The sequence below is a fragment of the Aeromonas sp. HMWF016 genome, from assembly GCF_963878195.1.
Lineage (GTDB): Bacteria > Pseudomonadota > Gammaproteobacteria > Enterobacterales > Aeromonadaceae > Aeromonas > Aeromonas lacus.
Genome location: NZ_CAWNWX010000085.1, coordinates 67,181 through 91,552, shown reverse-complemented (window position 1 = coordinate 91,552; position 24,372 = coordinate 67,181). Strand labels below are relative to the sequence as shown.

Genomic DNA, 24,372 nt, shown 5'->3' with positions numbered 1-24,372 from the left:
CGCCCACCTCATCAAGAGGCTAGCTCATCAGTTCGGCGTGTTCCGCCGTGCTGGTAGGGGCGCATTATAGGGAGCCGCGCCGCGATGACAAGGGCTTTTTGCAAAAATGCGTTCGTTTGCTGAAAAAGCGAACTGAACGCCCCAAAACACCCCCTTGGCACCTCTTTTACGCCGCTTTTTTGCTCAACTCTTCGCTTTGTGCCCGGATATAGTTGACCCAGCTGTTTGCCTTCTGTTGCCAGTTATCCTGCTGCTGCAGCTCACGGGCCAGTTCCAGCGCTTGGGCATACTGCTCCTTATTAAGGTGTGCCTGCACCAGCAACGCTTTGGCACGATTGCCTTGCTCGCCTTTTACCGACTTGATGGCGGCGAGCTGGGTCATGGCGGCATCTGTCTTGCCCTGTTGCAGCAGCAACTCGGCGGCGCGCATGGCCGCTTTGGGCTGACCGTGCTGGTTGGCGAGCTGTTGCCAGCTATCGACCGCGTGTGACCACTCCCGGGCACCTTCCCACAATTGAGCCAGCAGTTGACGATTTTCAGCACTTTGCTTCATCTGTCCCTTGGCCATGGCCGCTTCCAGCAGACGGGCACCACGATAAGGCAGCCCTTGCCAGGCATAGAGGCGGATCAGCTGATTGCGGGCAGACGCGTCATCCATCAGTTTTTTGTCGATGGCGGTCTGCAGCAATGCCAACGCCTGATCGCCCCGTTTGGCGGAGAGGTTGAGCGACACCGCCTGCTGCCACCATTTGCTCTCTTTGGGTTCGTGGCTGATCAACTCGGCCGCCTGATCGGCCGCCACGCCATAACGTTGCTGAGCGGTGAGGGCGGAGAGACGAATGATGGCAGCCTGCTTCTGCCAACCCTTTTTCAACAACTGTTCGCTCTGGCTGGCGGCGTCACCGTACTGCTTGTTGTGGTAATAGAGGCCGGCCAGACGCAGGCGCAGTGCATCGTCTTGCTTGAGCGCCAGCGCCGCCTTGTAGCTGGCGATGGCACCAGACCAGTTGGATTGCTGGGCCTGAATATCGCCGCGCAGTCGCAACAGCTGGAGCTGTTGCTGCTCGGGCCACTCTTTATAGGCAAGGGCCTGTTCGACGTAACGACTCGCCTGGGCGGTCTGTTGCAGATTGGCCGCCAGCGAGGCTTGCAGCTGCGCCAGCCAGGCACGCTCGGCATCGCTATTTGGCTTGAGGCCGGATGCCTTGCTCTGGGCTTGTTGCCACTGGCCGGACTGATAGAGCTTCATCACGGGTTCAAGCTGACGTGAGAAGTGAGGGCTGACCTCCATCGCCAGACAGGCTTGGCCGACCAGGGCCAGCAGACAGATCCAGATCCGCAACATAGTTATGACTCCAGTTTGAATTTGAGCGTGATGACTTGCACCAGCTTGTCGGTGGCACCCGGTCTCGGCTGATAGCGCCACTTATTGATCGCCTGAATGGCCGCCCGCTCGAACTGACGCTTGGGCTTGGCCTCGACCACTTCCACATCCTGCACGCCACCTTCGGCATTCACGCTAAAGCGCAGGGTGACGAATCCTTCGATCCCTGACTGCTGGGCACGATAGGGGTAAACCGGCTCAATCCGTTGCAACGGCATCAACATGTCACCGGCGCCGATACCCGCACCCTGCTGCTGGCCGTGATAGTTGCCACTCAATACCGGTGCAGTACTGGTCGCCACGCCGGGGGCATACACCTGCACAACGCTGAGACTGGAAACCAGATCCAGACTCGGCTCAACGGCCGCCAAGGGGGCCGCTGCGGGCATCGGCAGCGGTGTCGAGGCCAATGCAGCAGGAGGCTCTGGCAGAGGTTCGGGTTCCTGCGGCACCGGACGCTCGCGTACCTGTACTTCGGTCACCTCGTTCTGCATATTGATGACGATAGATTTTTGCTCACTCGCAACCTTCTCGCCTCGGGGTGGTTCAACCAGCGTGGCCATAAACAGCAGGATGCCCAGACTGAGGGCAATCCCCAACCCCAGGCTCATCAGCTTGTATTTCATTTCGGCGCCACCGCCACGGCGATATTGGCGATACCCGCCGCCTTGGCCTCATCCATCACCCGCACCACCTTGCCGTGGGGCACCCGTTCGTCGGCCTGGATCACCAGACTGGCATCGGGTTGCTCCGCCAGCAGGCGGGCGATGGTGGCCTGTACCCGCTCCACATCGATCTGCTTGCGGTCGAGGAAGATCTGACCCTGAGCCCCGATCGCCAGCATGATGCTGGAGGATTTCTGCGCCTTGGCCTGACTGGCCTGGGGTCGATGTACCTCGAGCCCCGCTTCGCGCACGAAGGAGGTGGTGACAATAAAGAAGATCAGCATGATGAACACGATATCCAGCATGGGGGTCATGTCGATCTGCACTTCGTCACGCTGGCGTTTGGATTGCCGTCTCATTGCATTACCTTCTCTTCTCGCAGGCCGTCCCGGGTCTTGGCCAGTGCACGCTTGGCCTGACTCTCGAGCCGACTGAGTAACAACACGCCGGAGAGCGCCACCACCATGCCTGCCATGGTGGGGATGGTGGCGCGGGAGATCCCGCCCGCCATGCTCTCCGGGTTAAAGCGGTTGGCCGCAGCCAACGCATCGAATACGCCGATCATGCCGGTCACTGTGCCCAGCAACCCCAGCATGGGGCAGAGCACCACCAGGGTGCGGATGAAGATCAGATGACGGTTCAGTTCCAGCTCTACCTGCGCCAGCCAGCGACTGCGGATCGCCCGGGCGTGCCAGCTGTGGCGCTCGCTGCGTGCCTGCCAGCGGCCGAGCAGCTGTTGCTGCAACGGGCCGAAACCCAGATTGAGGTAGAGCAGCCGCTCGATCATCAAAATCCACATCAGCACCAGCAGGGCCAGAATGACCCAGAGCACCGGGCCGCCACGGCCCATGAAGCTCTGCAGCTGTTGCCAGATGTCGAGCATCATGCTGCTCGCTCCATCCCGCCGTTATTGCTCTCGGCGCGCTCGGCCAGAATGCCGGCCACCTGCTGCTCCAGCACATTGGAAAGCTCGGTAAAGCGTGACTGCAACAGGCTGTGAGCCAGGATCAGCGGAATGGCCGCTACCAGACCCTGAACCGTGGTGACCAGCGCCATGGAGATGCCGCCCGCCATGATCTTGGGATCGCCGGTGCCAAACTGGGTGATGGCCTGGAAGGTGCCGATCATCCCGGTCACAGTACCGAGCAGACCCAGCATTGGGGCGATGGCCGCGATCACCTTGACCATACCGATGCCACGCTCCATGCGAGGGGTCTCCTGCAGGATCGCTTCATCAAGACGCAGTTCGAGGGTCTCCATGCTCAGCTCGGGGTGTTTGTCCGCCACCGTCAGTACCCGGCCGAGGGCGTTGTCGGCGTGATATTCGCCGCTCTTGAGCTGGCGACGAACCCGACCCAGTTCGCGGGAGAGGCTCCAGAGCCGTACCGCCGCAATTCCCAAACCAATGGCAGCCAGCAGCACGATAATTGCTCCGACCTGACCACCCTGTTGTACCTGCTGCCAGAAGGTGGGCGCTTGCGCCAGCATCGCCAGCAGAGTGCCATGAGAAGGATCCAGCGGAAGCGCTTCCCCTTCCTGACCCTGATAAGCTGCAACGGCAGAGAGTACGCTACCGGGCAGACCCAGTACCGGGCTCAAGCCTTCGGCGGTCGGTTGCAAGAAGCCTTCGCTCCCCAGCAGGGCAAAGCTGCCAACCCGGGTCAGCGGCTGCTCGCTGGCAGCCCCCTGGGCATCGAGCACCTTGCCGCTGAACTGGGCAATCCGGCCAGATTCGCGGATCTCTTGCAGCAGAGTGGCGGGCAGCAGGGCGAGAGCGGCGCGATCCGGCACCTGTTTATCCTGTGCCATGGCTTTCAGCGGGGCGAGACGCTCCGGGTACTGGCCCTCGACAGCGGATTCGCTCAGCAGCTTGACCGCATCGCTGGCACCCTGACGGGTGACCGCGAAGATCTCGTTCATGTCGCCGGAGGCTTGCTCCCACCGGGCGTTGAGCTCGACCAGCTGCTTCTCGTTGCTGGCAAACTTGCCGGCCAGCTCTTTGCTCAGGCGCTGGGCCTCGGCCAATTTGGCGCGGGCACTGTTCAGCTCTTTGGAAACAGATGCCAGATCTTGTTGAGCCTGCTGTTCGCGAGCCTGTTCCTGCTGTTGCCACTCATCATTGGCGACAGCGGCATTGGCACCGCAGGAGAGGGCAATAAGGAGGGGAAACCACTTCATGGTGACTCTCATGATTGGGCCTCCTGACTGCGGCTGACAGAGAGAGGGACATTGAGCAACTGGGGAACTTTCTTGTCGGCGGCCACATCCATCGCCTCGGCGATGGGGGAGAGCCACTGGCTGTAGAGGGCTTGCCACTGCTTCGCCTCGGCAGACCAGCGCCATGCCTGACTGCGATCGGCAGTCATCGCCAGCAGGGAGACCCGACCCAGCGCCAGCACATCGACCCGACGCGGGGCACCATCCAGCTCCAGCTCGGCGGAATAGCTGTCCATCCGGCTGCCGTATTCGGCTTCGATCTGATAGGCCTGCAGCAACTGACGGAATTTCTCCGCCTCGCTAACGTCTGCTCGGGCCAGCGTCGCTTTCAACTGTTCCACCCGCGCCAAACGATCTTCCTTGCGCAGCGGGATGTCGTTTTGCACCAGCTGTTCCAGATCTGCCTGCATCTGCAGCATCAGCGGGATCAAGCCCTGACGGGTCTCTTGTACCGCTTCCAGCTGCTGGCTCAGTTTACCCAGCTCATTTTGCTGATCGGCCACCAGAGATTGCATGTAGCGGTTGTAGGCTTCGAGGTCGCGCAGTTGCAGCTGGGCATTTTGCAGCTCCAGTCGTGCGGCAACGGCGGCATCGGCGGCTTTTTCCACCCGCTGCTGGGAGGCTTTCCCGGCAGCTATGCTGTTCTTGAGGGCGGGAGCAACCAGCTCGTCACCGACCGCGGCAAAGTGGACTGACAGTGGCAACAGTGCCACACCCCATAACTTGTTCATGGAATCACGTCTTATTAATGATAACTATTATCATTATCTCAAATGGAGTGAGGGCTGGCAACGAGAGGATTTTCTTGGCCTTTATGCACAAAAACAGGATAATTTTTAGACACGCACGGATAAATGGCATCGAGTGCCATCTCAAAAAAACATAAATAACGAGAAAAATCTTTTCGATCAGTGTGATAGAGATCGAAAAAGGAGAAAGTCATGCTCAACGATGCTATCTGGGAACATATCGACAAGTTCACCAAGGCAACAAAAACCAGCGATATCCAGCAGCTGCTGGAGCGCTTTAGTCATCAAATGGGCTTTGATTACTTCCGGCTGCTGATTATTTTCCCTATCAGCATGCAAAAATCCCACGTGGCACTGTTCAACAACTGTCCGACCAGCTGGTTCGATGCCTACAGCGAAAACCAGTATCTGACCCAGGATCCGGTGGTCTATCTGGGGCTGAAACAGACGCAGCCGATCTTCTGGAACAAACTCGACTGCGACTCGCCCTGGCTGCCCAGCGCCAGCCGCGACGTGATGAATCTGGCTGCCGATTTCGGGGTGCGCAACGGCGTCTCCTTCCCGCTCCACACCCCGCAGGGGGAGCACGGTATCCTCTCATTCATCACCAAGGACAAATCCAACACAGATCTGATGTTTGAAAATGTCCCGCTGCTGTCGTTCTGCGCCAGCTACATCTTCAACTCGGCGCTGCAGCTGATCAAAAGCCGCCCCGATTTGATGAGATACCTGACCGAGTTGTCGGATCGGGAGAAGGAGTGCCTGTTCTGGGCCAGCGAGGGCAAAACCTCCTGGGAGATCGCCACCATCCTTGGCATCAGCGAACGGACGGTGAACTTCCATCTCAATCAGGTCACCAACAAGACCGACTCGAAGAACCGCAGTCAGGCCATCGCCAAGGGGATCACCAGCGGCATCATAGTGCCCTCCCTCGACGAGGTGACCATCACCAACCTGCGCCTCTCCTGAGCGGAGGCCAGCAACAAAAAGAGCCGCAACTGCGGCTCTTTTTTTATCTCTGACAGCGACTTACTCGACCGTCACCGATTTTGCCAGGTTGCGCGGCTGATCCACGTCGGTGCCCTTGATGAGAGCAACGTGGTAGGAGAGCAGCTGCAGCGGCACGGTATAGACGATGGGGGCGATCACCTCTTCCACATGGTTGAGGTTCATGACCCGCATGGTCTCGTCGCTCTTGAAGCCGGTATCGGCATCGGCGAAGACGTAGAGAATACCGCCACGGGCGCGCACCTCTTCCACGTTGGACTTCAGCTTCTCCAGCAGATCGTTGTTCGGCGCCACCACAATGATGGGCATCTCGGCATCGATCAGCGCCAGCGGGCCGTGCTTCAGCTCGCCAGCAGCATAGGCTTCGGCGTGGATGTAGGAGATCTCTTTAAGCTTGAGCGCACCTTCCATGGCGATGGGGTACTGGCTGCCACGACCGAGGAACAGGCTGTGCTGCTTGTCGGCAAACTCTTCGGCCAGCGTCTCGATCTGCTTGGCCAGCGCCAGGCTCTCTTTAATGCGCTGGGGCAGGGCGTGGAGCGCCTTGACCAGCTCGGCTTCGGCGGCCGCACTCAGGTTGCCACGGCAATGACCGACGGAGGCCACCAGCATCAGCAGGCCAGCCAGCTGGGTGGTGAATGCCTTGGTGGAGGCAACACCGATCTCGGCACCGGCACGGGTCATAAAGGCCAGCGCCGATTCACGCACCAGCGAGGAGCCCGGCACGTTGCAGATTGCCAGCGAGCTCATGTAACCGGACTCCTTGGCCAGACGCAAAGCGGCCAGGGTATCAGCGGTCTCACCGCTCTGGGAGAGGGTGATCAGCAGGCTGTTGGGGCGCACTACCGATTTGCGATAGCGGAATTCGGAGGCGATCTCCACGTCGCAGGAGACGCCGGCGATCTCTTCAAACCAGTAACGAGCGACCATGCCGGAGTGATAGGAGGTGCCGCAAGCGACGATCTGCACATGCTCCACCTTTTCGAAGATGGCGCGCGCGCCGTTGCCGAACGATTCGACCACCACGTGATCGCTGCCCAGACGCCCTTCCAGAGTGTTGGTGATCGCTTTGGGCTGCTCGTGGATCTCCTTGAGCATGTAGTGGCGATATTCGCCCTTGTCACCAGCATCGTGGGAGATATCGGACTCTTTCTCCTCACGCTCAACCGGGTTGCCGGTGACGTCGAAAATGTGCACGTCGCGGCGGGTCACTTCGGCCACATCACCCTCTTCCAGGAAGATGAAGCGACGGGTTACCGGCAGCAGGGCCAGCTGGTCGGAAGCGATGAAGTTCTCGCCGATACCGCGGCCAATCACCAGCGGTGAACCGGAGCGGGCAACGACCACACGGCTGTCGTCACGGCTGTCCATCACCACAGTACCGTAGGCGCCACGCAGTTGCTTCACCGCTTTTTGCATGGCAGCCAGCAGGGAGTCGGCGGCTTTCAGCTCGTGGTGCACCAGATGAGCGATCACCTCGGTATCGGTATCCGAGTTGAACTCGTAACCCAGCCCCTTGAGGGTTTCCCGCAGCTCTTCGTGGTTCTCGATGATGCCGTTGTGTACCACCACGATATGGTCGGAGACGTGGGGATGGGCGTTGCGCTCGGAGGGCTCGCCGTGAGTGGCCCAGCGGGTATGAGCGATGCCGGTACCGCCGTGGACGGACTGCTCATCGAGCGCCTTGGCCAGCTCTGCCACCTTGCCCAGACGGCGTACCCGCTGCAGCGGCTGGCTGGCGCTGAACACGGCCACACCGGCCGAGTCGTAACCGCGGTACTCCAGACGGCGCAGGCCCTCTACCAGAATTTCAGCCACATCACGTTGGGCAACAGCCCCGACGATGCCACACATACACTTCTCCTTGAGATGCAAATCGTAAAGTCAGTTGGATGGTTCAGAGCTCGATGTCAGCAAGTGACCGGGGCGCAGATAAGCGTCACCCCCTGGGCTTGAATCTGTTCTCTGGCCTCGCTGGCCAGCCCCTCGTCGGTCACCAGGGTATGGATACTCGACCAGGGAAGTTCGAGATTGGGGATCTTGCGGCCGATCTTCTCCGACTCGACCATCACAATGACCTCTCGCGACACTTCGGCCATCACCCGTGACAACCCCACCAGCTCGTTGAAGGTGGTAGTGCCACGATCCGGGTCTATGCCGTCAGCGCCGATAAAGAGCTGGTCGAAGTCGTAGGAGCGCAGCACCTGCTCCGCCACCTGACCCTGAAAGGATTCGGAGTGGGGATCCCAGGTGCCACCGGTCATCAGCAGGGTGGGCTCGTTCTCCAGCTCGCGCAGGGCGCCAGCCACATTGAGGGAGTTGGTCATCACGATGAGGCCGCGCTTGTTGCCAAGCAGCGGGATCATGGCGCTGGTGGTGCTGCCGCTGTCGATGATGACGCGGTTGTGATCACGCAGCCGTTCGGCTGCCGCACGGGCAATCGCTAACTTTCGATTCGAAACTTGTTCGGGGTTCGACTCCACCACCATCTCGGAGGGGAGGGGGACGGCGCCACCATAGCGACGCAGCAGCAGACCACCGGTCTCCAGCACGGCCAGATCTTTACGGATGGTCACTTCAGAGGTAGAAAAGTGTTTGGCGAGAGCATCGACGCTCACTTCCCCCTGCTCTTGTACCAGGGTGACTATGGTGTGACGGCGCTGCTGAGTATTACGTTTGGTCATTTTTAAGTTTCGATTCGAAAGAACATCGAAATATTAGCGCCTTTTTTGGAAAAATAAAACATCAAATAGGATCCGCTTTGCTTCAATGCCAGAATGAGGAGCCGATTTGCGACGAGGATGCCATGCAAAAGAGAGTTATCTGGCTGGTGGAAGATGAGGCCAGCATCGCCGACACCCTGATCTATGCCCTGCAGACCGATGGCTTCGAGGTGGAGTGGTTCACTCTGGGCCAGCAACTGCTGAGTCGGTTGGCCCAGAGCCGGCCCGACTTTCTGATCCTCGATGTGGGGCTGCCAGACATCAGCGGTTTCGAGCTCTGCAAGCAGGTCAGAACGCTGACCGACACTCCCCTGATGTTCCTCACTGCTCGCAGCGAGGAGATTGATCGGCTGATCGGGCTGGAGATCGGCGCCGACGACTATGTGGCCAAACCCTTCTCGCCGCGGGAGGTGTGTGCCCGGGTGCGGGTCATCCTGCGCCGCAGCCCGCCCTCGGCCCAGCCAGCCCCGTTACTGGCACTGGATGAGGAGCGAGCCCGTATTCACTTTCGCGGTCAACCACTGGCCCTCACCCGTTACGAATATCTGCTGCTCAAGACCCTGATGCAGGCGCCGGGCCGGGTCTACTCCCGCCAGCAGCTGATGGATCTGGTGTGGCAGGATGCGGAAGAGAGTCTGGATCGCACCGTCGATACCCACATCAAGACCATCCGCGCCAAGCTGCGCGAGCATGATCCCGAAGCCAACCTGATCCTCACCCACCGCGGACTGGGCTACAGCCTGGAGCTGGCATGAGACTCGGGTTGCAACTGCTGTGCGGCCTGCTGCTGATCTTCGCGCTGGCCGCCTGGTTCGTGCTGGAGATCTTCGTCGAGGAGATCAAACCCGGAGTGCGCAGCGCCACCGAGGATACCTTGGTCGACATGACCCAGCTGCTGGCGCCGCTGGCGCTCGATGATCTGCAAGAGGGCAATATGATGAACGGGCGGCTGGCCAGCGCCTTCGCCCGCCTCAACCAGAATCCCATCAATGCGATGATCGACGGCCACCTCAAACAGCAGGCGGAGTACCGCATCTATGTGACGGATCGGCAGGGGATGGTGATTTACGACTCCGACGGCACGGATCTGGGCAAGGATTATTCCCGCTGGAACGATGTCTACCGCACCCTGCGCGGTCAGTATGGCGCCCGCAGCACCCGCACCGATCCCGACGATGCCGCCAGTTCGACCATGTATGTGGCGGCACCGCTGCGGGAGGGGACAGAGATCATCGGCTCTCTCACCGTCGCCAAACCCAATCGCACCCTGATGCCCGCCATCGAGCGGGGCGAACGGGAGCTGCTGCAGGCCGCCGGCCAGATGCTGTTCATCTCGCTGCTGATCGGCAGTCTGCTGGTTTGGTGGCTCAACCGCTCCATCGGCAAACTGGTGCACTATGCCGAATCGGTCAGCAAAGGGGAGGCGGCGCCACTGCCGCAACTGCACACCGTCGAGCTGGATCGGCTCGGTCGCTCGCTGGAGACCATGCGCCACCAGCTCGATGGCAAAAGCTACATCGAGGACTACGTCCATAGTCTGACCCACGAGCTGAAGAGCCCGCTGGCGGCCATTCGCGGGGCAGGGGAGATCCTGGCCGAAACGCCGCCGCCCGAGGTGGCCAGGCGCTTTATCGGCAACATCAATCAGGAGAGTGCCCGCATGCAGCAGCTGATCGAGCGGATGCTGCAACTGGCGCGGCTGGAGTCGGGGCAGGGGTTGGACCGCCAGTCGGTGGAACCGGCAAAACTGGGCAAGCGCACCCTCGATGCTCGCCAGATTATCGCCCAGCGCCGTCAGGTCGAGTTGGTGGCCGAGCTGGCCAGCGCGCCGAAACAGAAGTGGGACCCGCTGCTGGTGGAGCAGGCCATCGGCAACCTGCTGGACAACGCCATCGACTTTTCACCGGCAGGCGCCAGCGTCACTCTCAGTGGCACCCAGCAGGAGGATGGCTACTGTTTTCGGGTAACCGACAGTGGTCCCGGCATTCCCGACTACGCCCTGCCACGGATCTTCGAGCGCTTCTACTCCCTGCCGCGCCCCGACAAGGGCAAGAGCAGCGGCCTCGGGCTCAGTTTCGCCCATGAGGTGGCCCACCAGCATGGCGGCCGTCTGACCCTCGCCAACCGGCCGGAAGGTGGCGCCATCGCCGAATTCTGGCTGCCGCTCATCTAGCAACGGCCACTTCACATTGACCACACAGAGCGGCGCTATCCTGCCGCTCTTTCACTTATCAACCCAAGGAATCGCCCATGTCTCGCCTGCTTCTTTCCGGCCTGCTGGCTACCGGTCTGCTCTGCGCAGTGCCGGCCTCCGCCGCCAGCGGCTGTTTTCTCTATGCCGATGGCAACGGTCAGACCCTCTCCAGCGAAGGGGATTGCTCCAGCCAGCTGCCGCCCGCATCCACCTTCAAGATCCCGCTAGCGCTGATGGGCTATGACAGCGGCTTTCTGGTGGATGAAGAGCATCCTGCGCTGCCCTACAAACCGAGCTATGACGGCTGGCTGCCCGCCTGGCGCGAAACCACTACCCCGCGCCGCTGGGAAACCTACTCGGTGGTCTGGTTCTCCCAGCAGATCACCGAATGGCTGGGGATGGAGCGTTTCCAGCAGTATGTCGACCGCTTCGACTACGGCAACCGGGATCTCTCCGGCAATCCGGGCAAGCATGACGGTCTGACTCAGGCCTGGCTCAGCTCCAGCCTCGCCATCAGTCCGGAGGAGCAGGCTCGCTTCCTCGGCAAGATGGTGAGCGGCAAGCTGCCGGTCTCGGCGCAAACCCTGCAGTACACCGCCAATATCCTCAAGGTGAACGAGATCGACGGCTGGCAGATCCACGGCAAGACCGGCATGGGCTACCCGAAGAAGCTGGATGGCAGCCTCAACCGCGATCAGCAGATCGGCTGGTTCGTTGGCTGGGCCAGCAAACCGGGCAAGCAGCTCATCTTCGTCCACACCGTGGTGCAGAAACCGGGCAAGCAATTCGCCTCCCTCAAGGCGAAAGAAGAGGTGCTGGCCGCACTGCCCGCGCAACTCAAGAAGCTCTGATCCCCACATAACCTGACGACAGGGCTGGAGGCCAAGGCTTCGCAGCCCGCTCCGATCATCAGGGTCAGCCCGCCGACACCGGGCTGACCGCCATCCGTACAAGAGACAAAAATGAAATTATTCCTGTGGCTGCTCTGGCTTCCGGCCAGCATGGCGCTGGCCGCCTGCGACCTCTCCGACCGCCTGACGCGGCAGGGGGGAATCATCCATGATCGGCTCAATCAGCTGGAGTGGCAGGCGTGCAGCCTCGGCAGCGAGTGGCAGGAGGGGAAAGGGTGCGTGGGCACACCGGCCCTGCTGACGCTGCTTGAAGCCAAGGATGAAGCGGCCCGTCTTGGCGAGGGGTGGCGACTGCCCACCATCGAGGAGCTCTTCACCCTGCTCGACGAAGATTGCCGGGCGCCGATGACAGACCCCAATTTCTTTCCGGACATCCATGACAACGGGGAAAATGCCGCTCCCTACTGGACATCCAGCACCATCGAGGAGATGCCGGAACTGGTCTACTACATCGACTTTATACACGGGGTGATCGATGGTCATACCGATCGCTTCGCGCAAGCCGCCCGGCTGGTGCGCTCCCGCCCCTGAACAATCCCACGGCGCCTGATAGCGCCGTTTTTCAACAGTTCACCGCCACTTCACACAAGCCCATCACCACTTCACGCCGGACTGACAGACTCGCTCCACAGAACAAGGAGACGTGTCATGGTCAAACAGATATTCACCCACAAGATCTTTCTGCTGCTGTTGCTCAGCCTACTGCTGATGGTGCCGGTGCAATCCATCATGGAGCTGAACCGGGAGCGGCAGATTTACCGCAATCAGGCGATCCAGAGCATCATGGCCAGCAGCAGTGGCCCGCAACGGCTAATGGGGCCGATTATCGTGCAGCCCTATACCCGTTCGGTGACGGTCGAGCAGGATGGCAAGCGCTTCGTCCGTCAGGAGCAGACCTATCGCTACCTGCTGCCGGAACAACTCGACGTGCAGGCCACCATGGAGGTGACCCCGCGCAAGCTCGGCATCTATCAGGCGCAGGTCTATCAGACCCGGCTCTCCCTCTCCGGCCGTCTGCCGACAGCAGCTCAACTACAAGAGAGTGCGCCGCTCGCCGGGGATAACGAGCTGGTGGCAGGCAAACCCTACCTGAGTCTGGTGCTCTCTGATGCCCGCGGCATCAACAGCGTGCCCGAGTTGCAGCTCGGCAAGCAGCGAACCCCCTTTGCTCCGGGTGCTCGCCTCGGTAGCACCCTGGCCGGGATCCATGCTCCTCTCGACAGCCTGCCGCAGCAGGATGGCACCTTCCATCTGGAGCTCAATCTGCAGGGGATGAACGAGCTGGAAGTGGTGCCGCTCGGGCGGGAGAGCAAGCTGCAACTGGCAGGCAACTGGCCACACCCCAATTTTATAGGCGACTTCCTGCCGGCCAGTCGCAGCCTCAATCTGGAGGGGTTCAACGCCAGCTGGCAGACCAGCTGGTTCGCCACCGACATGGAGAGCCGCTTCAACCGGGCGATGAATGGCGGGGATGGAGTGCTGCCGACCTTCAGCGTCAGTCTGGTGCAGCCGGTGGATCACTATCAGCTCAACGAGCGGGCAGCCAAATATGCTCTGCTCTTCATCGGCCTCACCTTTATCAGCTTCTTCATGTTCGAGCTGCTCAAGGGGCTGCGGGTTCACCCGATCCAGTACGCGCTGGTGGGCATGGGGCTGGCTATCTTCTATCTGGTGCTGCTGGCGCTGACCGAACACCTCGGCTTTGGCTGGGCCTATCTGGTGGCCGCACTGGCCAGCGTGCTGCTCAACGGCTTCTACCTCAGCCATGTGCTGGGTGGCCAGAAGCAGGGGATCGGCTTCGCGGCGCTGCTCGGGCTGGTCTATGCCATCCTCTACAGCCTGCTGCAGGCCGAAGAGATCGCCTTGTTGCTCGGCGCCCTGCTCTTGTTCGCCACACTGGCGCTGATCATGATGCTGACCCGCAAGCTCGACTGGTATCAGGTGATGGGGCAACAGAGTGTCGAGTCCCGCCCAGCCGGACATGGCAATGACGACTGAGGGCACAACCTCCGTCAATCTCTGACCGAAACAACGAAGGCTTCAGTCGGTTCTTTTCAAAAATAACTGAACCGGCTGGGCCTTTGCCGGCCAATTTGTCTAGCATGCAACCATGTTCCACTGGCGGACGATCACATGAAAATGCATCCGGGCAGGATCCTGCTCTATTCCGGCTTGCTATGGGCACAAGGCGTGCTGGCAGGTACCCTCACCATTCATCCCGAACCGGTCGACGACCTCTTGCACAATCCCGGCGTCGGCATCGAAGAGTTTCACAACAGCTGGGGTCATCCCCTCTCTCTGGCCGAACATCCGGTCAGCACGGTCGACTATTTCCGCTTCTACTGGAGCGAGCTGGAGCCACAGGAGGGCGAATACAACTTTGCCCTGATTGACAGGGCCATCGATCAGGCGCAACACGCCACCCCGAAACAGTCGATCGCCCTCAGAGTCATGACCCTTGATGAGCCCTTCTCTGGCAGCAAGATCCCGGCCTGGCTCATCAACAAGGGAATCAGGGGAGAGTGGGTGAACAACCACCAGACCTTTGTGCCCGACTATAGCGACCCGCAGTTCCTCGCCCGTGCCACCCGGCTGTTTCAGGCGTTGGGCGCCCATTACGATGGCAACCCGGCGCTGAGTCATGTCGACATCGGCATGATAGGTTCATGGGGGGAGTGGCACATGAGCAACTTCCCCGGCCCGACGCTGGAGCAGCGCTACAGCAGCGAGCAGCTCAAACCCTATGTTGACCTGCAGATGGCCGCTTTTCCGCGAACCCCCAAGCTGATGCTGATCAACAACCTGCCCATGTTCGAGTATGCCGTGGGCAAGGGAGCTGGCTGGCGGGCAGACTGCCTCGGCGACTGGCACCACTTCTCCCAAAGCTGGAGCCACATGCGCAATGCCTACCCGGAACGACTGGCGAGCGCCCACGCCGATGTGGCGAACTTCGATTCCAGCTGGCAGCGGACGCCGGTCAGTTTCGAGGTGTGCGGCAAGCTGAGCGAGTGGCCAAGCCAGCAGCAGTACACCATGGAGGAGGTCAAGGCCACCTTTGACTGGGCGCTGGCCCAACACGCCTCCACCATCAATCTCAAGTCGGATCCGGTTCCGCCCCAATATCGACCCATCGTCGACAATGCCCTGCGCAAGCTGGGCTATCGCATCGTGCTGGACCAGCTGACCCTCAAGGGGACCATGAAGCCGGGGGCTACCCTTACCCTCAACGGCGACTGGCACAATGACGGGGTAGCGCCGGCCTATCGCAACTGGCCGCTCACCTACCGGCTGGTCAACGAGGAAGGGCAGGTCGGCGCCATGCTGGTGACCCGCAACGACATGACCCGCTGGATCCCGGACAGCAAGGCTACCACTCGCGACAGCCTGACCCTGCCGGGCCGGATGGCACGCGGTCACTACTATCTGGAGCTGGCCTTCATCGGTCAGGACAAGCAGCCCGCCCTGCAGCTCGGCATTGCCGGTCTGGAAGAGAGTGGCTGGTATCGTCTGGCCGAGATCGACATCCAGTAATGCAAGAGGGCTCCCGCAGGAGCCCTCTTTCTTCACATCAGCACGCTCTTTTTGAACAGATCCCACACCCCGAACGAGAAGTGCTTGAAGATGTCGATGCCAAGGGCTGACTTCACCAGATAGAGCAGCAGCACCATGCCGCAAATTCCCATCAGCAACAGCAAAGTGGTCAGCAGCACCTTGAGGTGAAAGCGAAAGCCGCTCTCCCGCCCACGGTGACGGCGATCCCGTCCCATCAGCACGACCAGATAGCAGCGCCAGCGACCGATGCCGAAGGCGCTGTTGACGTTGATGGCGTGCGACTTGCCATCACTCATCAGCCGCAGCGCCTGCTCGATGCCGTCGCGCTGGGTTTCGCTCAGGCTCTCGGCCACCTCTGGGGAGAGGGCCCGGTAGAAGCGGTCGATCACCCCCTGCGGTTTCTGCGGTAATTGGCTCATTGGTTCTCTCCTTCGGGCTGGCCCAGGGCCTTGCGGTAGACCGCCATGGTCTGGCCGGCGATCCGCTGCCAGTCATACCGCTGCAGATAGTCGCTGTAATCGACCTTGCCGCGAGTCAGCTGGGCGTTGAGTCGCTCAGCCAGCGCACTCACATCGCCGACCGGGAAATAGCACTCCTGTTGCAGCGCCACCGCCAGATTGGCGGGAATGTCGCTCACCACCACCGGTAGGGAGAAGGAGAGCGCCTCCAGCAGGGCGATCGGCAACCCCTCGTGATAGGAGGGCATGGCAAACAGAGCGGCTTGTGAAAAGACGCTGATCAGCGCCTCGCCATTGAGGAAACCGGTACGGATCACCCCCGGTGTTTCATCCGCTATCCGCTGCAGGCGCTCGCTGTAGGGGGTCGGGTGATCCGTATCCCCCACTAGTACCAGCGGCAGCTCCGTATCGAGCTGGCGGTAGGCTGCGATGAGATCGTGCAGTCCCTTCTCCTCGACAAAGCGGCCCACTGCCACCAGATAGCTGCCAGCGGTCAGCCCGAAGCGGGCCAGCGTCAGTTCCCTCTTGTCCGCTGCCGGCAGCTCGACCCGTTTCACCCCGTTGTAGATGAGGTGGGCATCCTGGCGATCATACTGGCGGCGGATCGCCTCGTTGATCACCTCGGAGATGACGATCACCTCGCTGGCATAGCGTACCGCCCAGCGCTCGCCAAGGCGTAATACCCACTTGGCCAGCGCCCCCCACTTCTGGCGGTCATAGTCAGGGCCATGATGGGTAAAGACCACCCGCTTGCCGAGCAACCTCAGCAGCGGCACCACCAGCCCCGGGCCGATGGCATGGACATGTACCAGATCGCAAGGGTGAAGGCGGCAGTAAAAAGCCGCGAGCAGAGAGTGAAGAATCGCCTCAAGCGACTTCTTTTTGGGTGCGGGCAACGCCTTGAGTGCCACCCCTTCAAATTCGCCGCTTCGGTAATTCACATAGGGGGCGCGAGCCAGCACGGTCGCGGCCACTTCGAACTGGCGATGCAGCTCCGGATAGAGGGACTGACAATGGGTTTCGACACCGCCCAGTACATGGGGGATCCCCCGGGTACCGAGCACGCTCACACTAATCTGCTTCATGATCTTCTCGAATGATTCTGGCGGGATTGCCCGCAACAACGGCGCGAGCCGGAACGGAACGAGTGACGACGGCGCCGGCACCGACACAGGCATGATCACCAATGGCGATGGCCCCGATGACGATGGCGCCGGTGCCAAACTCGACCCCGTCCCCCACGATGGGCGAGAGGAGCTGGCCGCTTTGGCGATCACTCTTGTTGCCCAGGGTGCAGTTGTGGCGCAGAGTGCAGTCACGCCCCATCTGCACACTGTCACCGATGACGATATTCTGCGGGTGATAGAGGCGCAGACCCCAACCCAGCCGGGCTCGTGGCGAGATATCGAGGCCGCACAGCAGCTTGAATCCCTTGAGCAGCAACAAGCCGGGCAACCTCATAAAGCGGCCTCCCTGTGCCAGCCGGTAGCAGAGCAGGAACAGGCGCGCCGTCTTGCTCGGATTGAGCGCCAGTTCGGCTTTCAACTCGTGCCAGAAACTCATCTCTGTTTCTCCTCCAGCAACGACTGGTAGAGCGCCAGCAGGGCTTGCTGGTGGCTGGCGAGGGAGTAGCTGTCGATCAGCCGCTGACGGGCCGAACGCCCCATGGCCGCTGTCTGCTCCGGCTCGGCCACCAGCCTGTCCATGCAACGGGCCAGCTCGTCGGCATTGCTTGCCTCGAACAGCAGGCCATCGAGACCATCGCGGATCTGCTCCGGAATCCCGCCAATTCGAGCCCCGATCACCGGTTTGCCGTAGGCCATCGCCTCCAGTACCGACATGGAGCAGTTCTCGTACCACTCGGACGGCACCACCACGGCCTTGGCGTGGCGCAGCAGAGCGAGCAACTCTTCACCCTGCTTGAACCCCAGCAGTTCGGCATTGGGATAATGCTGCCCGAGGTGCGCCAGCAGCGGGCCGCCGCCCACAATCTTGAGGCCCGCCGGCCGCGTCATGCGCTGATGGGCACGGGCAAGCGTCTCGACCCCTTTCTCGGTCATCAGGCGGCCGAGAAACAGAAAGTACCCCCGATCCTCTCCGCTTTCGCGGCTCGACTCGATATCTATGCCATTGAGGATCACCTCGATGCGGGAAGCGGGCAGCCTGGTGCGAAGCTTCCCGGCCATGAAGGCGCTCGGCGCCACCAATGCATCGACCTGCTCATAGTTGCGGCGCCACTGCTGCCAGGCTGCCTCGGCAGAGAGCAGCAGGCTCTTGCCCCACGACCCCTCCTGCCACTGATGGCGAAACAGCTTGAGCCAGGACCCCTCGATCCGGGTCAGATCGAACGGCTCGCCATCGACCAGCATGCTGTAGTTGGGGCAGGCCACCTTGTAGTCATGCGCGGTCAGCACCGTCTTGCAGCCCAGTGATTTGGCCACCCGGATGATCCCCGGGGTGAGCTGGTGGTAGATGTTGTGAAAGTGAACGATATCGGGCCGCTCGGCACGGATAAGCTCCGCCAGCCGATCACAGGCCTCCTGATTGTGGATGAAGCGAGCGGCTATCTTCAGCCGATCGAAGAGCCCGTGCCGCTGGTGATAATCGACGTTGGTAGGAAAGTAGCCGCTCTGGGGAGAGGGGAGGTTATCCGGATGCTGCATGGCAAAGTCGATCACCTGATGACCCGCCTGACGCACCATCTCCCGCTCCTGAAAAAGGACGGTCTCGGCCCCTCCCTTCATGAAAAAGAACTTGTTGGCAAAGAGCACCTTCACGGCAATGACTCCTGGATCAGACGATGGGCGGGCGCCTCGCGCGGGGAGCGCTGGGGCAACAGCAGGCCGCGCACCAGCCCGGCTGCATAGATGGAGAGGTTCATGACACTGCGCAGGGCATCTTGCAGGGAGCGGTTCTTCCACCACTTGAGTGCGATGAAGCCGCCCAGCGGTGCCAGCGCCAGCAGTGGCAACCAGAACGGAAAACCAGCTACGAAAAGCAGCACGCTGAGCAGCAGTGCCAGCAGGTAGAGCCCGAACAGCAGCTCGGAGCGGATCACCGACAGCACCTCGCGAAAATAGGGCTGCCCCCACGCCGAGCGCACCAGCTCGCCGCAGGCAAACAGATACCCCATGCGCCAGCGGTAACGGATCAGGGCAAGGGAGTCCATGGTGTGGGAGGTGTGAAAGAAGAAGGGAACATCGAGCCGCTCCAGCCGATAGCCCGCCTGACGCAGCCGGATACCCAGCTCCGCCTCTTCGTAACCGTGCAGGTTGCGATTGGTGAGATAGCCGATCTGCTCGATGGCGCTGCGTCGAAACAGGCCGCCACCACACAGCCAGCGCGAATCGCCCAGCGGATAGATCTGGTTGATGCGCTGCTTGCGCGACTTGAACTCATAGCTGTGGGCATCATCCATCTCGGCCCGCCCGGCCACGCCACCGCACTCGGGATGGGAGTGCATGTGCGCAATGGCGGCCGGCACAAACTCCGACTCCAGCTTCATGTCGCCATCAAGCAGCAGCAGGAACTCCCCTTCGCTGAAGAGGTAGCCAAGCTGTGGCCCCACACCACAACAGCGATCGGCCGGGTTGGTCAGGCTGACGACAGTCACTCCCAGCTGGCAGGCGATCGCCTGGGTGCTGTCGGTCGAGAGACTGTCCGCCACGATAATCTGGTGGGAGTAGTCGGCCAGAGCGCTCCTGATGCTGGCTATGGTGTCGGCAATCCCTGCCTCCTCGTTGTAGGTCTTGATGATGACGGAGATAAGGGGGGATGGAGTCATGACACCTCACAGGAACGGGTGGCCTGCCGAACCGACGAACGGATCACCAGTGCAGCACCCAGCACGAAATAGAAGAGGAACTGCTGCACCGGGATCAGCATCAGCAGCTGGCTGTAAGGCAAGCTCAGCAGGCAGGCGATCCCGAACGCGATGAAAGCGGTTTGGTAGCTGAGCAGACGCACATCTGCCGTGCTCAGCAGTTGGCGATCCAGCAACGGACGGGGACGGCAGCACCAGAGCAGCAGAACGATCAGCGCGATGAAGATCAGGGTGCCCATCAATCCCACCTCCCACAACAACACGCTGAGGGAGGTGGAGTCGAGCAGCACGTTGAACAGGGGGTTGAGAAAACCGGGCAGGGTGCTGCCATGGTTGGTGGTGTTGAGGCCATAGCCAAACAGCAGATTGCTGAGACCGTGGTGATCACCGTTGCTGGCCCAGAAAAAGAGCGTCGTTACCCGCCCCAACTCGCCGGTCTCCGGGTTGATGTGGTTGGGATCGAAGATATAGCCGAGGGAGTCGATAAACAGCTCAATGGCCCCCTGTTGTCCGGCCCCCTCGAATGCGGATGAGTAGGAGGCAGCCAGCACCAGAACGGCCACTGCCACCAGCGCCGTCATCGCCAGCGCAATCAGCAGCAGACGCTTGATGTCATAGCTCTTCATCCCCCTGACATAGCTTGGCGAGAGCCAGACCCAGGCTAGCAGCAAGGGGGACAGCAGGATGACGAACTTCACCTCGGCCAGCACGCAGATGGCAAAGGCTGCAAGAATGTGGAAAGCGACCGAACGACGCGAAATGAGGCCGTGACGAAACTCGGAGAGCTTGATCAGCATCACCAGCAGGCAGAAGAAGCCGAGTGCACCGGTATTGCCGCCCCCCATGGGATCCCCCCCGAAGGTGCCGACCACCGAGTCCCACTTCTCAAACTCGCCGCGCAGTAACACCCGTTTCGGCACCACCACCAGCACCTGAAACAGCACCACCGGGATCTGCAGGTAGAAGACCCACTCCACCAGCTTCATGATGCGGTAAATCTGTGACTCGCGGCAGAAGCCGAGCAACAGGCAGGGGAGCAGCAGAGAGAGTGCCAGCTCGTTCTTGAAACCGATGATCGTCACCATGCCCCCCTGCTGAAGCAGGGTGCCCAGCAGCGCCAGCACCAGCAAGCCACAGTAGAGCAGCAGCAGCACCTTCTCCTGATAGTCGAGCCGCAACGGGCTGTAACGCGTCTGCAGCGGCAGCAACATCAAGGTGGCAATCGCCAGCAGGAAGGGCAGCCAGAGGAAGGCCGTAATACCGGTGACGTACTGGGCCAGGCCGCAGATCACCAGCGACAGCAGCAGATTGGCCTGCATGATGAGGGCACTGTTCACGAGGCCAGCTCCATCCGCCCCTGCAACTCGGCAGCCCGGCGGTTGACCCGCAAAAAGACGAAGCCGTAGCGCACCGCAGTCAGCAGAGAGAAGGCCAGCACGCAGAGCTCGTACTCCTGATGCAACCAGGGCAACAGCACGAAGGCGATCACCACGACCAGCAGCTGCTCAAGCTGGATCCGCAAAAAGTAGCCGGGCGAGCCAAACACCAGCTCTATCACCGTCAGCGGGCAGATGGCCACCGCAGTAAACACATAGGGCAACATGTAGCGGGAGGTATCGATGGAGGCGATCCACTCCGCATTGAAGAACCACTTCATCACCAGCGGATAGCAGATGAGGATCCCGAGGGTGGCCGCACTGCCCATCGCCAGCAGCAGCCACTTCACCTTGCGAAACTCCTCTCCGTTGAAACGGCGCAGGCGAAAATCCTCCGACCATCGCGAGAAGATGGAGTGGCGGATGGCGTTGCCGACAATCACCACGGGCGCCAGGCAGAAGCGGTTGACCACGGCAAAGTAGCCCGCCACCAGAGGGGAAAACCAGAAGTTGATCAGCACGGTCGGCAGATTGGCCGTCACCATCGCCAGCACCTCGGCACTGCCGACACCAGCCAGATGGGCTTTATGGCGGAAGAAGAAGTGCAGCAGGCGGTGAGGAGTCGCCTCCTTCAGCATGGAGTGACTCCATGCAAAGGCAGACCACAACCAGCCCCCGATCACCAGCAGCAACAGACAGGCCCATAACTGATAGAAGTGCGCCATGTCAGTGGCCAGCAGCAGGCAGAGCAGCACCACGGCGGAGGCCGAGATGCGCTGCAAACCGAGCCGCTGGTAGTGACCGGCCCGCAGCGCCAGATTCTCGGCGATGAGGATCAGCCCGTGGGTCACGGTCAGCAGGTAGAGCGGCCAGAGCGGCAGCGAGAAAAAGCAGACCACCACCAGCACATAGGGGATGGGGAGCAGCCAGACCTGCAACAGGGAAAAGATCAGGTTGCCGGGCAGCTCGGCCTCCTCCAGCTTGGGCAGCAACAGCTGCGAGGCAAAGGTGGCAAGCTGGGCACCGATAAGCACCAGACTGTAGCTGAGGGCATAGAGCCCAACCGCAGCCATGTCGAACTTGTGCGAAAGTGACCAGACCGAGAACGCCCCGATCAGCTGGGATAGCACGGAAGCACCACCTATGGTGGTGATGCTGCGCAGCAGTTTCATAGCGCGCCCCGGGTGGGTGCACCACAGAATCTCAGGTTCTCCGCCCCTTCCAGATCCCGCTCGGCGACTTGGGTCAGCACAGCCCCCAGCACCGCCACTCTGGCATCCCGCAGCTGTGCCAGCACGCTCAGCACCCGGCTGGCCGGCAGCTGGCCGGACTGGATCACATGAATGGCACCATCCAACGGCTGCCCCAGCAGCAGGGCATCCTTGCCGACCTCCAGCGCAGGAGTGTCCACTATGATGCGGTCAAACTGCCCGGCCAGGGCTGCCAGGAGTTCGCTCCAGCGTGGCGAACCAAGCAGCGCCAGCGGGGAGGAGACCGGCTGGCCAGCAGGCAGCAGGGTCACCCCCTCTTTCTGCACCAGACAGGCAGCCAGGTCGGCTTCGCCAGCGAGCAGCTCGGCCAACCCCGGTCTGGCTGCCTGCCCCAGTAACTGGCGACCGAGGGATCCCCGGCGCAGATCCCCATCCACCAGCAGCACCCGCTCATGGCGGGCAAAGCTGGCGGCGCAGAGGGCCGCCAGCGTCGACTTGCCCTCACCAGCACGGGTCGAGGTGATCATGATGCGCTGCAGCTGACCCGGTTCCAGCCGCATGATGGCGTAGAGGTCATCGGCACTGGCCCCCACTCTGGGATTGACCGCCCCCACCCGCAGCAGGGCACTCTGATCCTGCAGGGCTGCCAGCCGCGGGATTTCGCCAAGCACCCGACCACCGAGCTGGGAAACCAGCTGGCTCAGACGATCCAGGGTATTGCGCAGCGCTCCAGCGGTGATGACGGCCAGCACGGCAACCATGCCCGCCATGACCACCACCATCAGCAGAAACAGCATCTTGTTTGGCTTGGCTGGCAACAAGGGCACCGATGCCGCGTCGTAGAGGATGGCATTCGACTCGTGCAGCTGAGCGTTCAGGCGGGTCTCTTCCTGACGGCGGAACAGCTCGTTATAGAGCTGACGGGTCTTGTCGATATTGTTCTTCAGGTTGTTGTACTCATCCTTCTTGACTGCCAGCGAGGAGAACTCCCGCTTCTTCTCGTCAAGCTGGGCGAGGTACTCCTGCTCCTTGCGCAGGCTGCTCTGGTAGCGATCCTCGATACCGTCGGCAATCTCCCGCATCAGCTGGTTTGACTGGGTATTGAGCGCCTTGATGCGCGCCTCTGCCTGCAGAATGCGGTCATGCTTGGGGCCATAACGCTTGGCCAGCTCGGAGAGCTCCTGCTGGGCCTTGATGAGGGCGATGCGCAGATCCTGCATCTGGGGATGGTTGGAGACCTCGGGCAGGGAGGCCAGCGCCGACGGATTGCGGCCGTACTCCTGAATGGACTGGAATTCGGCCTGCGCCGCCAGCCGCCGCTCGCGGGCATCCGCATACTTGTTGGTAATGATGCCGAGCTCTTCGCTTTGCAGGCCATCTACGCCGCGAAACGTCAGCAGATCATTGCGGGCAAGGAAATCGCCGAGCTGCTTCTCCTGCTTCTCCAGACTGGCCTTTATCTCCACCAGCCGGCTCTGGTTCCAGTGTGATGCCGTGGTGTTGGCATCGACCCGCTCCTCCACATTGAGATCGATGTAAGTCTGGGCCACCTCATTGGCGACGCTGGCGGCCAGCTCGGGAGAACGGGATTCGAACCCGATGCTGACCAGCTGGGTATCGCGCACCGGCGAGACGGTCAGGTGTCTGGCCAGATACTCCAGCGCATGCTGGTGGCGTGAGGAGGCATCCTCCTGATGTCCGGCACTCCAGAGCCCCTTGATGCGGCTCAGCCAGCTGTCCGGATTGGGCTGCCCGTTGAATTCCGGCAACTCGGCCAAACCCAGATGAGTAACCACCTTCTCGGCCACCCGGCGTGACTTGAGCAGCTCGAACTGGGTGTTGTAGTACTCGCGGCGGCTGGTATCGACCCGATAGACGGGCTCGATAGGGGAAGCGCTATTGGCATCCGCCTTCAGCAGCAGGGTCGCACTGGACTGGTAGTAAGGCGGCATGCTGAGGATAAAGGGGGCAGCAGCCAGGGTCACCACGGCGGCAAACAGCACCACCTTCCACCAGTTTGCCTTGAGCACCCGCCAGGGGCCGCTGAAATCGAGGCGGCTCTCTAGCGCACGGCCATTTTCAACCAACAATGAAGTCATGA

At 61.2% G+C, this 24,372-nt stretch carries 23 protein-coding genes; 7 read left to right on the top strand and 16 right to left on the bottom strand.

Features of this window, described 5'->3' with window-relative positions:
* Positions 1 to 166: 166 nt before the first annotated feature.
* Genes AACS24_RS13735 through AACS24_RS13710 form a run of 6 tightly spaced genes read right to left on the bottom strand, consistent with a single transcriptional unit; the run spans position 167 to position 4,997 of the window.
* Entirely contained in the window at positions 167 to 1,345 is a 1,179-nt protein-coding gene (locus AACS24_RS13735) for a hypothetical protein (protein WP_108571020.1), read from the bottom strand.
* Between the two features lie 2 nt (positions 1,346 to 1,347).
* Positions 1,348 to 2,010: an energy transducer TonB gene (locus AACS24_RS13730; RefSeq protein ID WP_108571019.1), complete on the bottom strand. Its 663-nt coding sequence runs from the start codon at positions 2,008 to 2,010 to the stop codon at positions 1,348 to 1,350.
* Positions 2,007 to 2,408 carry an ExbD/TolR family protein gene (locus tag AACS24_RS13725; protein ID WP_005339369.1) on the bottom strand — a complete coding sequence of 134 codons (402 nt, stop codon included), beginning with the start codon at positions 2,406 to 2,408 and terminating at the stop codon, positions 2,007 to 2,009. Before AACS24_RS13725 ends, AACS24_RS13730 begins: the two co-directional genes overlap by 4 nt.
* Complete coding sequence (locus tag AACS24_RS13720; protein WP_108571018.1) at positions 2,405 to 2,935, bottom strand: MotA/TolQ/ExbB proton channel family protein; 531 nt, start codon at positions 2,933 to 2,935, stop codon at positions 2,405 to 2,407. Before AACS24_RS13720 ends, AACS24_RS13725 begins: the two co-directional genes overlap by 4 nt.
* A complete protein-coding gene (locus AACS24_RS13715) occupies positions 2,932 to 4,239 on the bottom strand; it encodes a MotA/TolQ/ExbB proton channel family protein (RefSeq protein WP_108571017.1) in 1,308 nt (435 codons plus the stop codon). Before AACS24_RS13715 ends, AACS24_RS13720 begins: the two co-directional genes overlap by 4 nt.
* Entirely contained in the window at positions 4,236 to 4,997 is a 762-nt protein-coding gene (locus AACS24_RS13710) for a DUF3450 domain-containing protein (RefSeq protein WP_181364176.1), read from the bottom strand. Before AACS24_RS13710 ends, AACS24_RS13715 begins: the two co-directional genes overlap by 4 nt.
* Positions 4,998 to 5,207: 210 nt before the next feature.
* On the opposite strand from AACS24_RS13710, the gene AACS24_RS13705 reads away from it, so the two are divergent.
* Positions 5,208 to 5,984, top strand: coding sequence for a helix-turn-helix transcriptional regulator (locus AACS24_RS13705; protein WP_033115220.1), 777 nt, complete (start codon positions 5,208 to 5,210; stop codon positions 5,982 to 5,984).
* 60 nt (positions 5,985 to 6,044) lie between these two features.
* Here the strand turns inward: AACS24_RS13705 and glmS are convergent, their stop codons facing one another.
* On the bottom strand, positions 6,045 to 7,877 hold the full coding sequence (gene glmS, locus AACS24_RS13700) for a glutamine--fructose-6-phosphate transaminase (isomerizing) (RefSeq protein WP_108571016.1): 1,833 nt from the start codon (positions 7,875 to 7,877) through the stop codon (positions 6,045 to 6,047).
* Between the two features lie 56 nt (positions 7,878 to 7,933).
* Positions 7,934 to 8,707, bottom strand: a complete 774-nt coding sequence (locus tag AACS24_RS13695) for a DeoR/GlpR family DNA-binding transcription regulator (RefSeq protein WP_041210464.1) — start codon at positions 8,705 to 8,707, stop codon at positions 7,934 to 7,936.
* A gap of 122 nt (positions 8,708 to 8,829) precedes the next feature.
* Here AACS24_RS13695 and blrA point away from each other — a divergent pair, with 122 nt between their 5' ends.
* The 6 genes from blrA (at position 8,830) to AACS24_RS13665 (ending at position 15,382) form a co-directional block, all read left to right on the top strand.
* The gene (blrA, locus tag AACS24_RS13690; RefSeq protein WP_108571015.1) at positions 8,830 to 9,501 is read left to right on the top strand and encodes a beta-lactam response regulator transcription factor BlrA; all 672 of its coding nucleotides are present in this window, start codon (positions 8,830 to 8,832) and stop codon (positions 9,499 to 9,501) included.
* The gene (gene blrB / locus AACS24_RS13685) at positions 9,498 to 10,919 is read left to right on the top strand and encodes a beta-lactam sensor histidine kinase BlrB (RefSeq protein WP_108571014.1); all 1,422 of its coding nucleotides are present in this window, start codon (positions 9,498 to 9,500) and stop codon (positions 10,917 to 10,919) included. Before blrA ends, blrB begins: the two co-directional genes overlap by 4 nt.
* Positions 10,920 to 10,996: 77 nt before the next feature.
* A complete protein-coding gene (gene blaOXA, locus AACS24_RS13680; RefSeq protein WP_108571013.1) occupies positions 10,997 to 11,791 on the top strand; it encodes an OXA-12 family class D beta-lactamase in 795 nt (264 codons plus the stop codon).
* Positions 11,792 to 11,902: 111 nt separating this feature from the next.
* Positions 11,903 to 12,382 carry an Lcl C-terminal domain-containing protein gene (locus AACS24_RS13675; protein ID WP_108571012.1) on the top strand — a complete coding sequence of 160 codons (480 nt, stop codon included), beginning with the start codon at positions 11,903 to 11,905 and terminating at the stop codon, positions 12,380 to 12,382.
* Positions 12,383 to 12,499: 117 nt separating this feature from the next.
* On the top strand, positions 12,500 to 13,849 hold the full coding sequence (gene creD, locus AACS24_RS13670; RefSeq protein ID WP_108571011.1) for a cell envelope integrity protein CreD: 1,350 nt from the start codon (positions 12,500 to 12,502) through the stop codon (positions 13,847 to 13,849).
* A 135-nt stretch (positions 13,850 to 13,984) separates the two neighbouring features.
* Positions 13,985 to 15,382 carry a DUF4832 domain-containing protein gene (locus AACS24_RS13665; protein ID WP_108571010.1) on the top strand — a complete coding sequence of 466 codons (1,398 nt, stop codon included), beginning with the start codon at positions 13,985 to 13,987 and terminating at the stop codon, positions 15,380 to 15,382.
* 32 nt (positions 15,383 to 15,414) lie between these two features.
* On the opposite strand, the gene AACS24_RS13660 is transcribed toward AACS24_RS13665, so the two are convergent.
* Genes AACS24_RS13660 through AACS24_RS13625 form a run of 8 tightly spaced genes read right to left on the bottom strand, consistent with a single transcriptional unit; the run spans position 15,415 to position 24,370 of the window.
* On the bottom strand, positions 15,415 to 15,822 hold the full coding sequence (locus tag AACS24_RS13660; RefSeq protein WP_108571009.1) for a hypothetical protein: 408 nt from the start codon (positions 15,820 to 15,822) through the stop codon (positions 15,415 to 15,417).
* Entirely contained in the window at positions 15,819 to 16,946 is a 1,128-nt protein-coding gene (locus AACS24_RS13655; RefSeq protein ID WP_108571008.1) for a glycosyltransferase family 4 protein, read from the bottom strand. The genes AACS24_RS13660 and AACS24_RS13655 overlap by 4 nt, the downstream gene beginning before the upstream one ends.
* Positions 16,933 to 17,424, bottom strand: a complete 492-nt coding sequence (locus AACS24_RS13650) for a serine acetyltransferase (RefSeq protein ID WP_050513473.1) — start codon at positions 17,422 to 17,424, stop codon at positions 16,933 to 16,935. Before AACS24_RS13650 ends, AACS24_RS13655 begins: the two co-directional genes overlap by 14 nt.
* On the bottom strand, positions 17,421 to 18,638 hold the full coding sequence (locus AACS24_RS13645; protein ID WP_033115231.1) for a glycosyltransferase family 4 protein: 1,218 nt from the start codon (positions 18,636 to 18,638) through the stop codon (positions 17,421 to 17,423). Before AACS24_RS13645 ends, AACS24_RS13650 begins: the two co-directional genes overlap by 4 nt.
* The gene (locus tag AACS24_RS13640; protein ID WP_108571007.1) at positions 18,635 to 19,645 is read right to left on the bottom strand and encodes a glycosyltransferase family 2 protein; all 1,011 of its coding nucleotides are present in this window, start codon (positions 19,643 to 19,645) and stop codon (positions 18,635 to 18,637) included. The genes AACS24_RS13645 and AACS24_RS13640 overlap by 4 nt, the downstream gene beginning before the upstream one ends.
* Complete coding sequence (locus tag AACS24_RS13635) at positions 19,642 to 21,021, bottom strand: capsular biosynthesis protein (protein ID WP_258222937.1); 1,380 nt, start codon at positions 21,019 to 21,021, stop codon at positions 19,642 to 19,644. The genes AACS24_RS13640 and AACS24_RS13635 overlap by 4 nt, the downstream gene beginning before the upstream one ends.
* Positions 21,018 to 22,232: a lipopolysaccharide biosynthesis protein gene (locus AACS24_RS13630; RefSeq protein ID WP_108571006.1), complete on the bottom strand. Its 1,215-nt coding sequence runs from the start codon at positions 22,230 to 22,232 to the stop codon at positions 21,018 to 21,020. Before AACS24_RS13630 ends, AACS24_RS13635 begins: the two co-directional genes overlap by 4 nt.
* Complete coding sequence (locus AACS24_RS13625) at positions 22,229 to 24,370, bottom strand: GumC family protein (RefSeq protein ID WP_108571005.1); 2,142 nt, start codon at positions 24,368 to 24,370, stop codon at positions 22,229 to 22,231. Before AACS24_RS13625 ends, AACS24_RS13630 begins: the two co-directional genes overlap by 4 nt.
* Between the last annotated feature and the right edge of the window lie 2 nt (positions 24,371 to 24,372).

Bases quoted from the DNA above. Each gene is read 5' to 3' on its own strand.
- AACS24_RS13720 (WP_108571018.1), bottom strand. From the start codon at position 2,935: ATGATGCTCGACATCTGGCAACAGCTGCAGAGCTTCATGGGCCGTGGC.
- blrA (WP_108571015.1), top strand. From the start codon at position 8,830: ATGCAAAAGAGAGTTATCTGGCTGGTGGAAGATGAGGCCAGCATCGCC.
- AACS24_RS13630 (WP_108571006.1), bottom strand. From the start codon at position 22,232: ATGAAACTGCTGCGCAGCATCACCACCATAGGTGGTGCTTCCGTGCTA.
- AACS24_RS13665 (WP_108571010.1), top strand. From the start codon at position 13,985: ATGAAAATGCATCCGGGCAGGATCCTGCTCTATTCCGGCTTGCTATGG.
- AACS24_RS13725 (WP_005339369.1), bottom strand. From the start codon at position 2,408: ATGAGACGGCAATCCAAACGCCAGCGTGACGAAGTGCAGATCGACATG.
- AACS24_RS13730 (WP_108571019.1), bottom strand. From the start codon at position 2,010: ATGAAATACAAGCTGATGAGCCTGGGGTTGGGGATTGCCCTCAGTCTG.
- AACS24_RS13625 (WP_108571005.1), bottom strand. From the start codon at position 24,370: ATGACTTCATTGTTGGTTGAAAATGGCCGTGCGCTAGAGAGCCGCCTC.
- AACS24_RS13695 (WP_041210464.1), bottom strand. From the start codon at position 8,707: ATGACCAAACGTAATACTCAGCAGCGCCGTCACACCATAGTCACCCTG.
- blrB (WP_108571014.1), top strand. From the start codon at position 9,498: ATGAGACTCGGGTTGCAACTGCTGTGCGGCCTGCTGCTGATCTTCGCG.
- glmS (WP_108571016.1), bottom strand. From the start codon at position 7,877: ATGTGTGGCATCGTCGGGGCTGTTGCCCAACGTGATGTGGCTGAAATT.
- AACS24_RS13660 (WP_108571009.1), bottom strand. From the start codon at position 15,822: ATGAGCCAATTACCGCAGAAACCGCAGGGGGTGATCGACCGCTTCTAC.
- AACS24_RS13675 (WP_108571012.1), top strand. From the start codon at position 11,903: ATGAAATTATTCCTGTGGCTGCTCTGGCTTCCGGCCAGCATGGCGCTG.
- AACS24_RS13735 (WP_108571020.1), bottom strand. From the start codon at position 1,345: ATGTTGCGGATCTGGATCTGTCTGCTGGCCCTGGTCGGCCAAGCCTGT.
- AACS24_RS13655 (WP_108571008.1), bottom strand. From the start codon at position 16,946: ATGAAGCAGATTAGTGTGAGCGTGCTCGGTACCCGGGGGATCCCCCAT.
- AACS24_RS13705 (WP_033115220.1), top strand. From the start codon at position 5,208: ATGCTCAACGATGCTATCTGGGAACATATCGACAAGTTCACCAAGGCA.
- AACS24_RS13650 (WP_050513473.1), bottom strand. From the start codon at position 17,424: ATGAGTTTCTGGCACGAGTTGAAAGCCGAACTGGCGCTCAATCCGAGC.
- creD (WP_108571011.1), top strand. From the start codon at position 12,500: ATGGTCAAACAGATATTCACCCACAAGATCTTTCTGCTGCTGTTGCTC.
- AACS24_RS13715 (WP_108571017.1), bottom strand. From the start codon at position 4,239: ATGAGAGTCACCATGAAGTGGTTTCCCCTCCTTATTGCCCTCTCCTGC.
- blaOXA (WP_108571013.1), top strand. From the start codon at position 10,997: ATGTCTCGCCTGCTTCTTTCCGGCCTGCTGGCTACCGGTCTGCTCTGC.
- AACS24_RS13710 (WP_181364176.1), bottom strand. From the start codon at position 4,997: ATGAACAAGTTATGGGGTGTGGCACTGTTGCCACTGTCAGTCCACTTT.
- AACS24_RS13640 (WP_108571007.1), bottom strand. From the start codon at position 19,645: ATGACTCCATCCCCCCTTATCTCCGTCATCATCAAGACCTACAACGAG.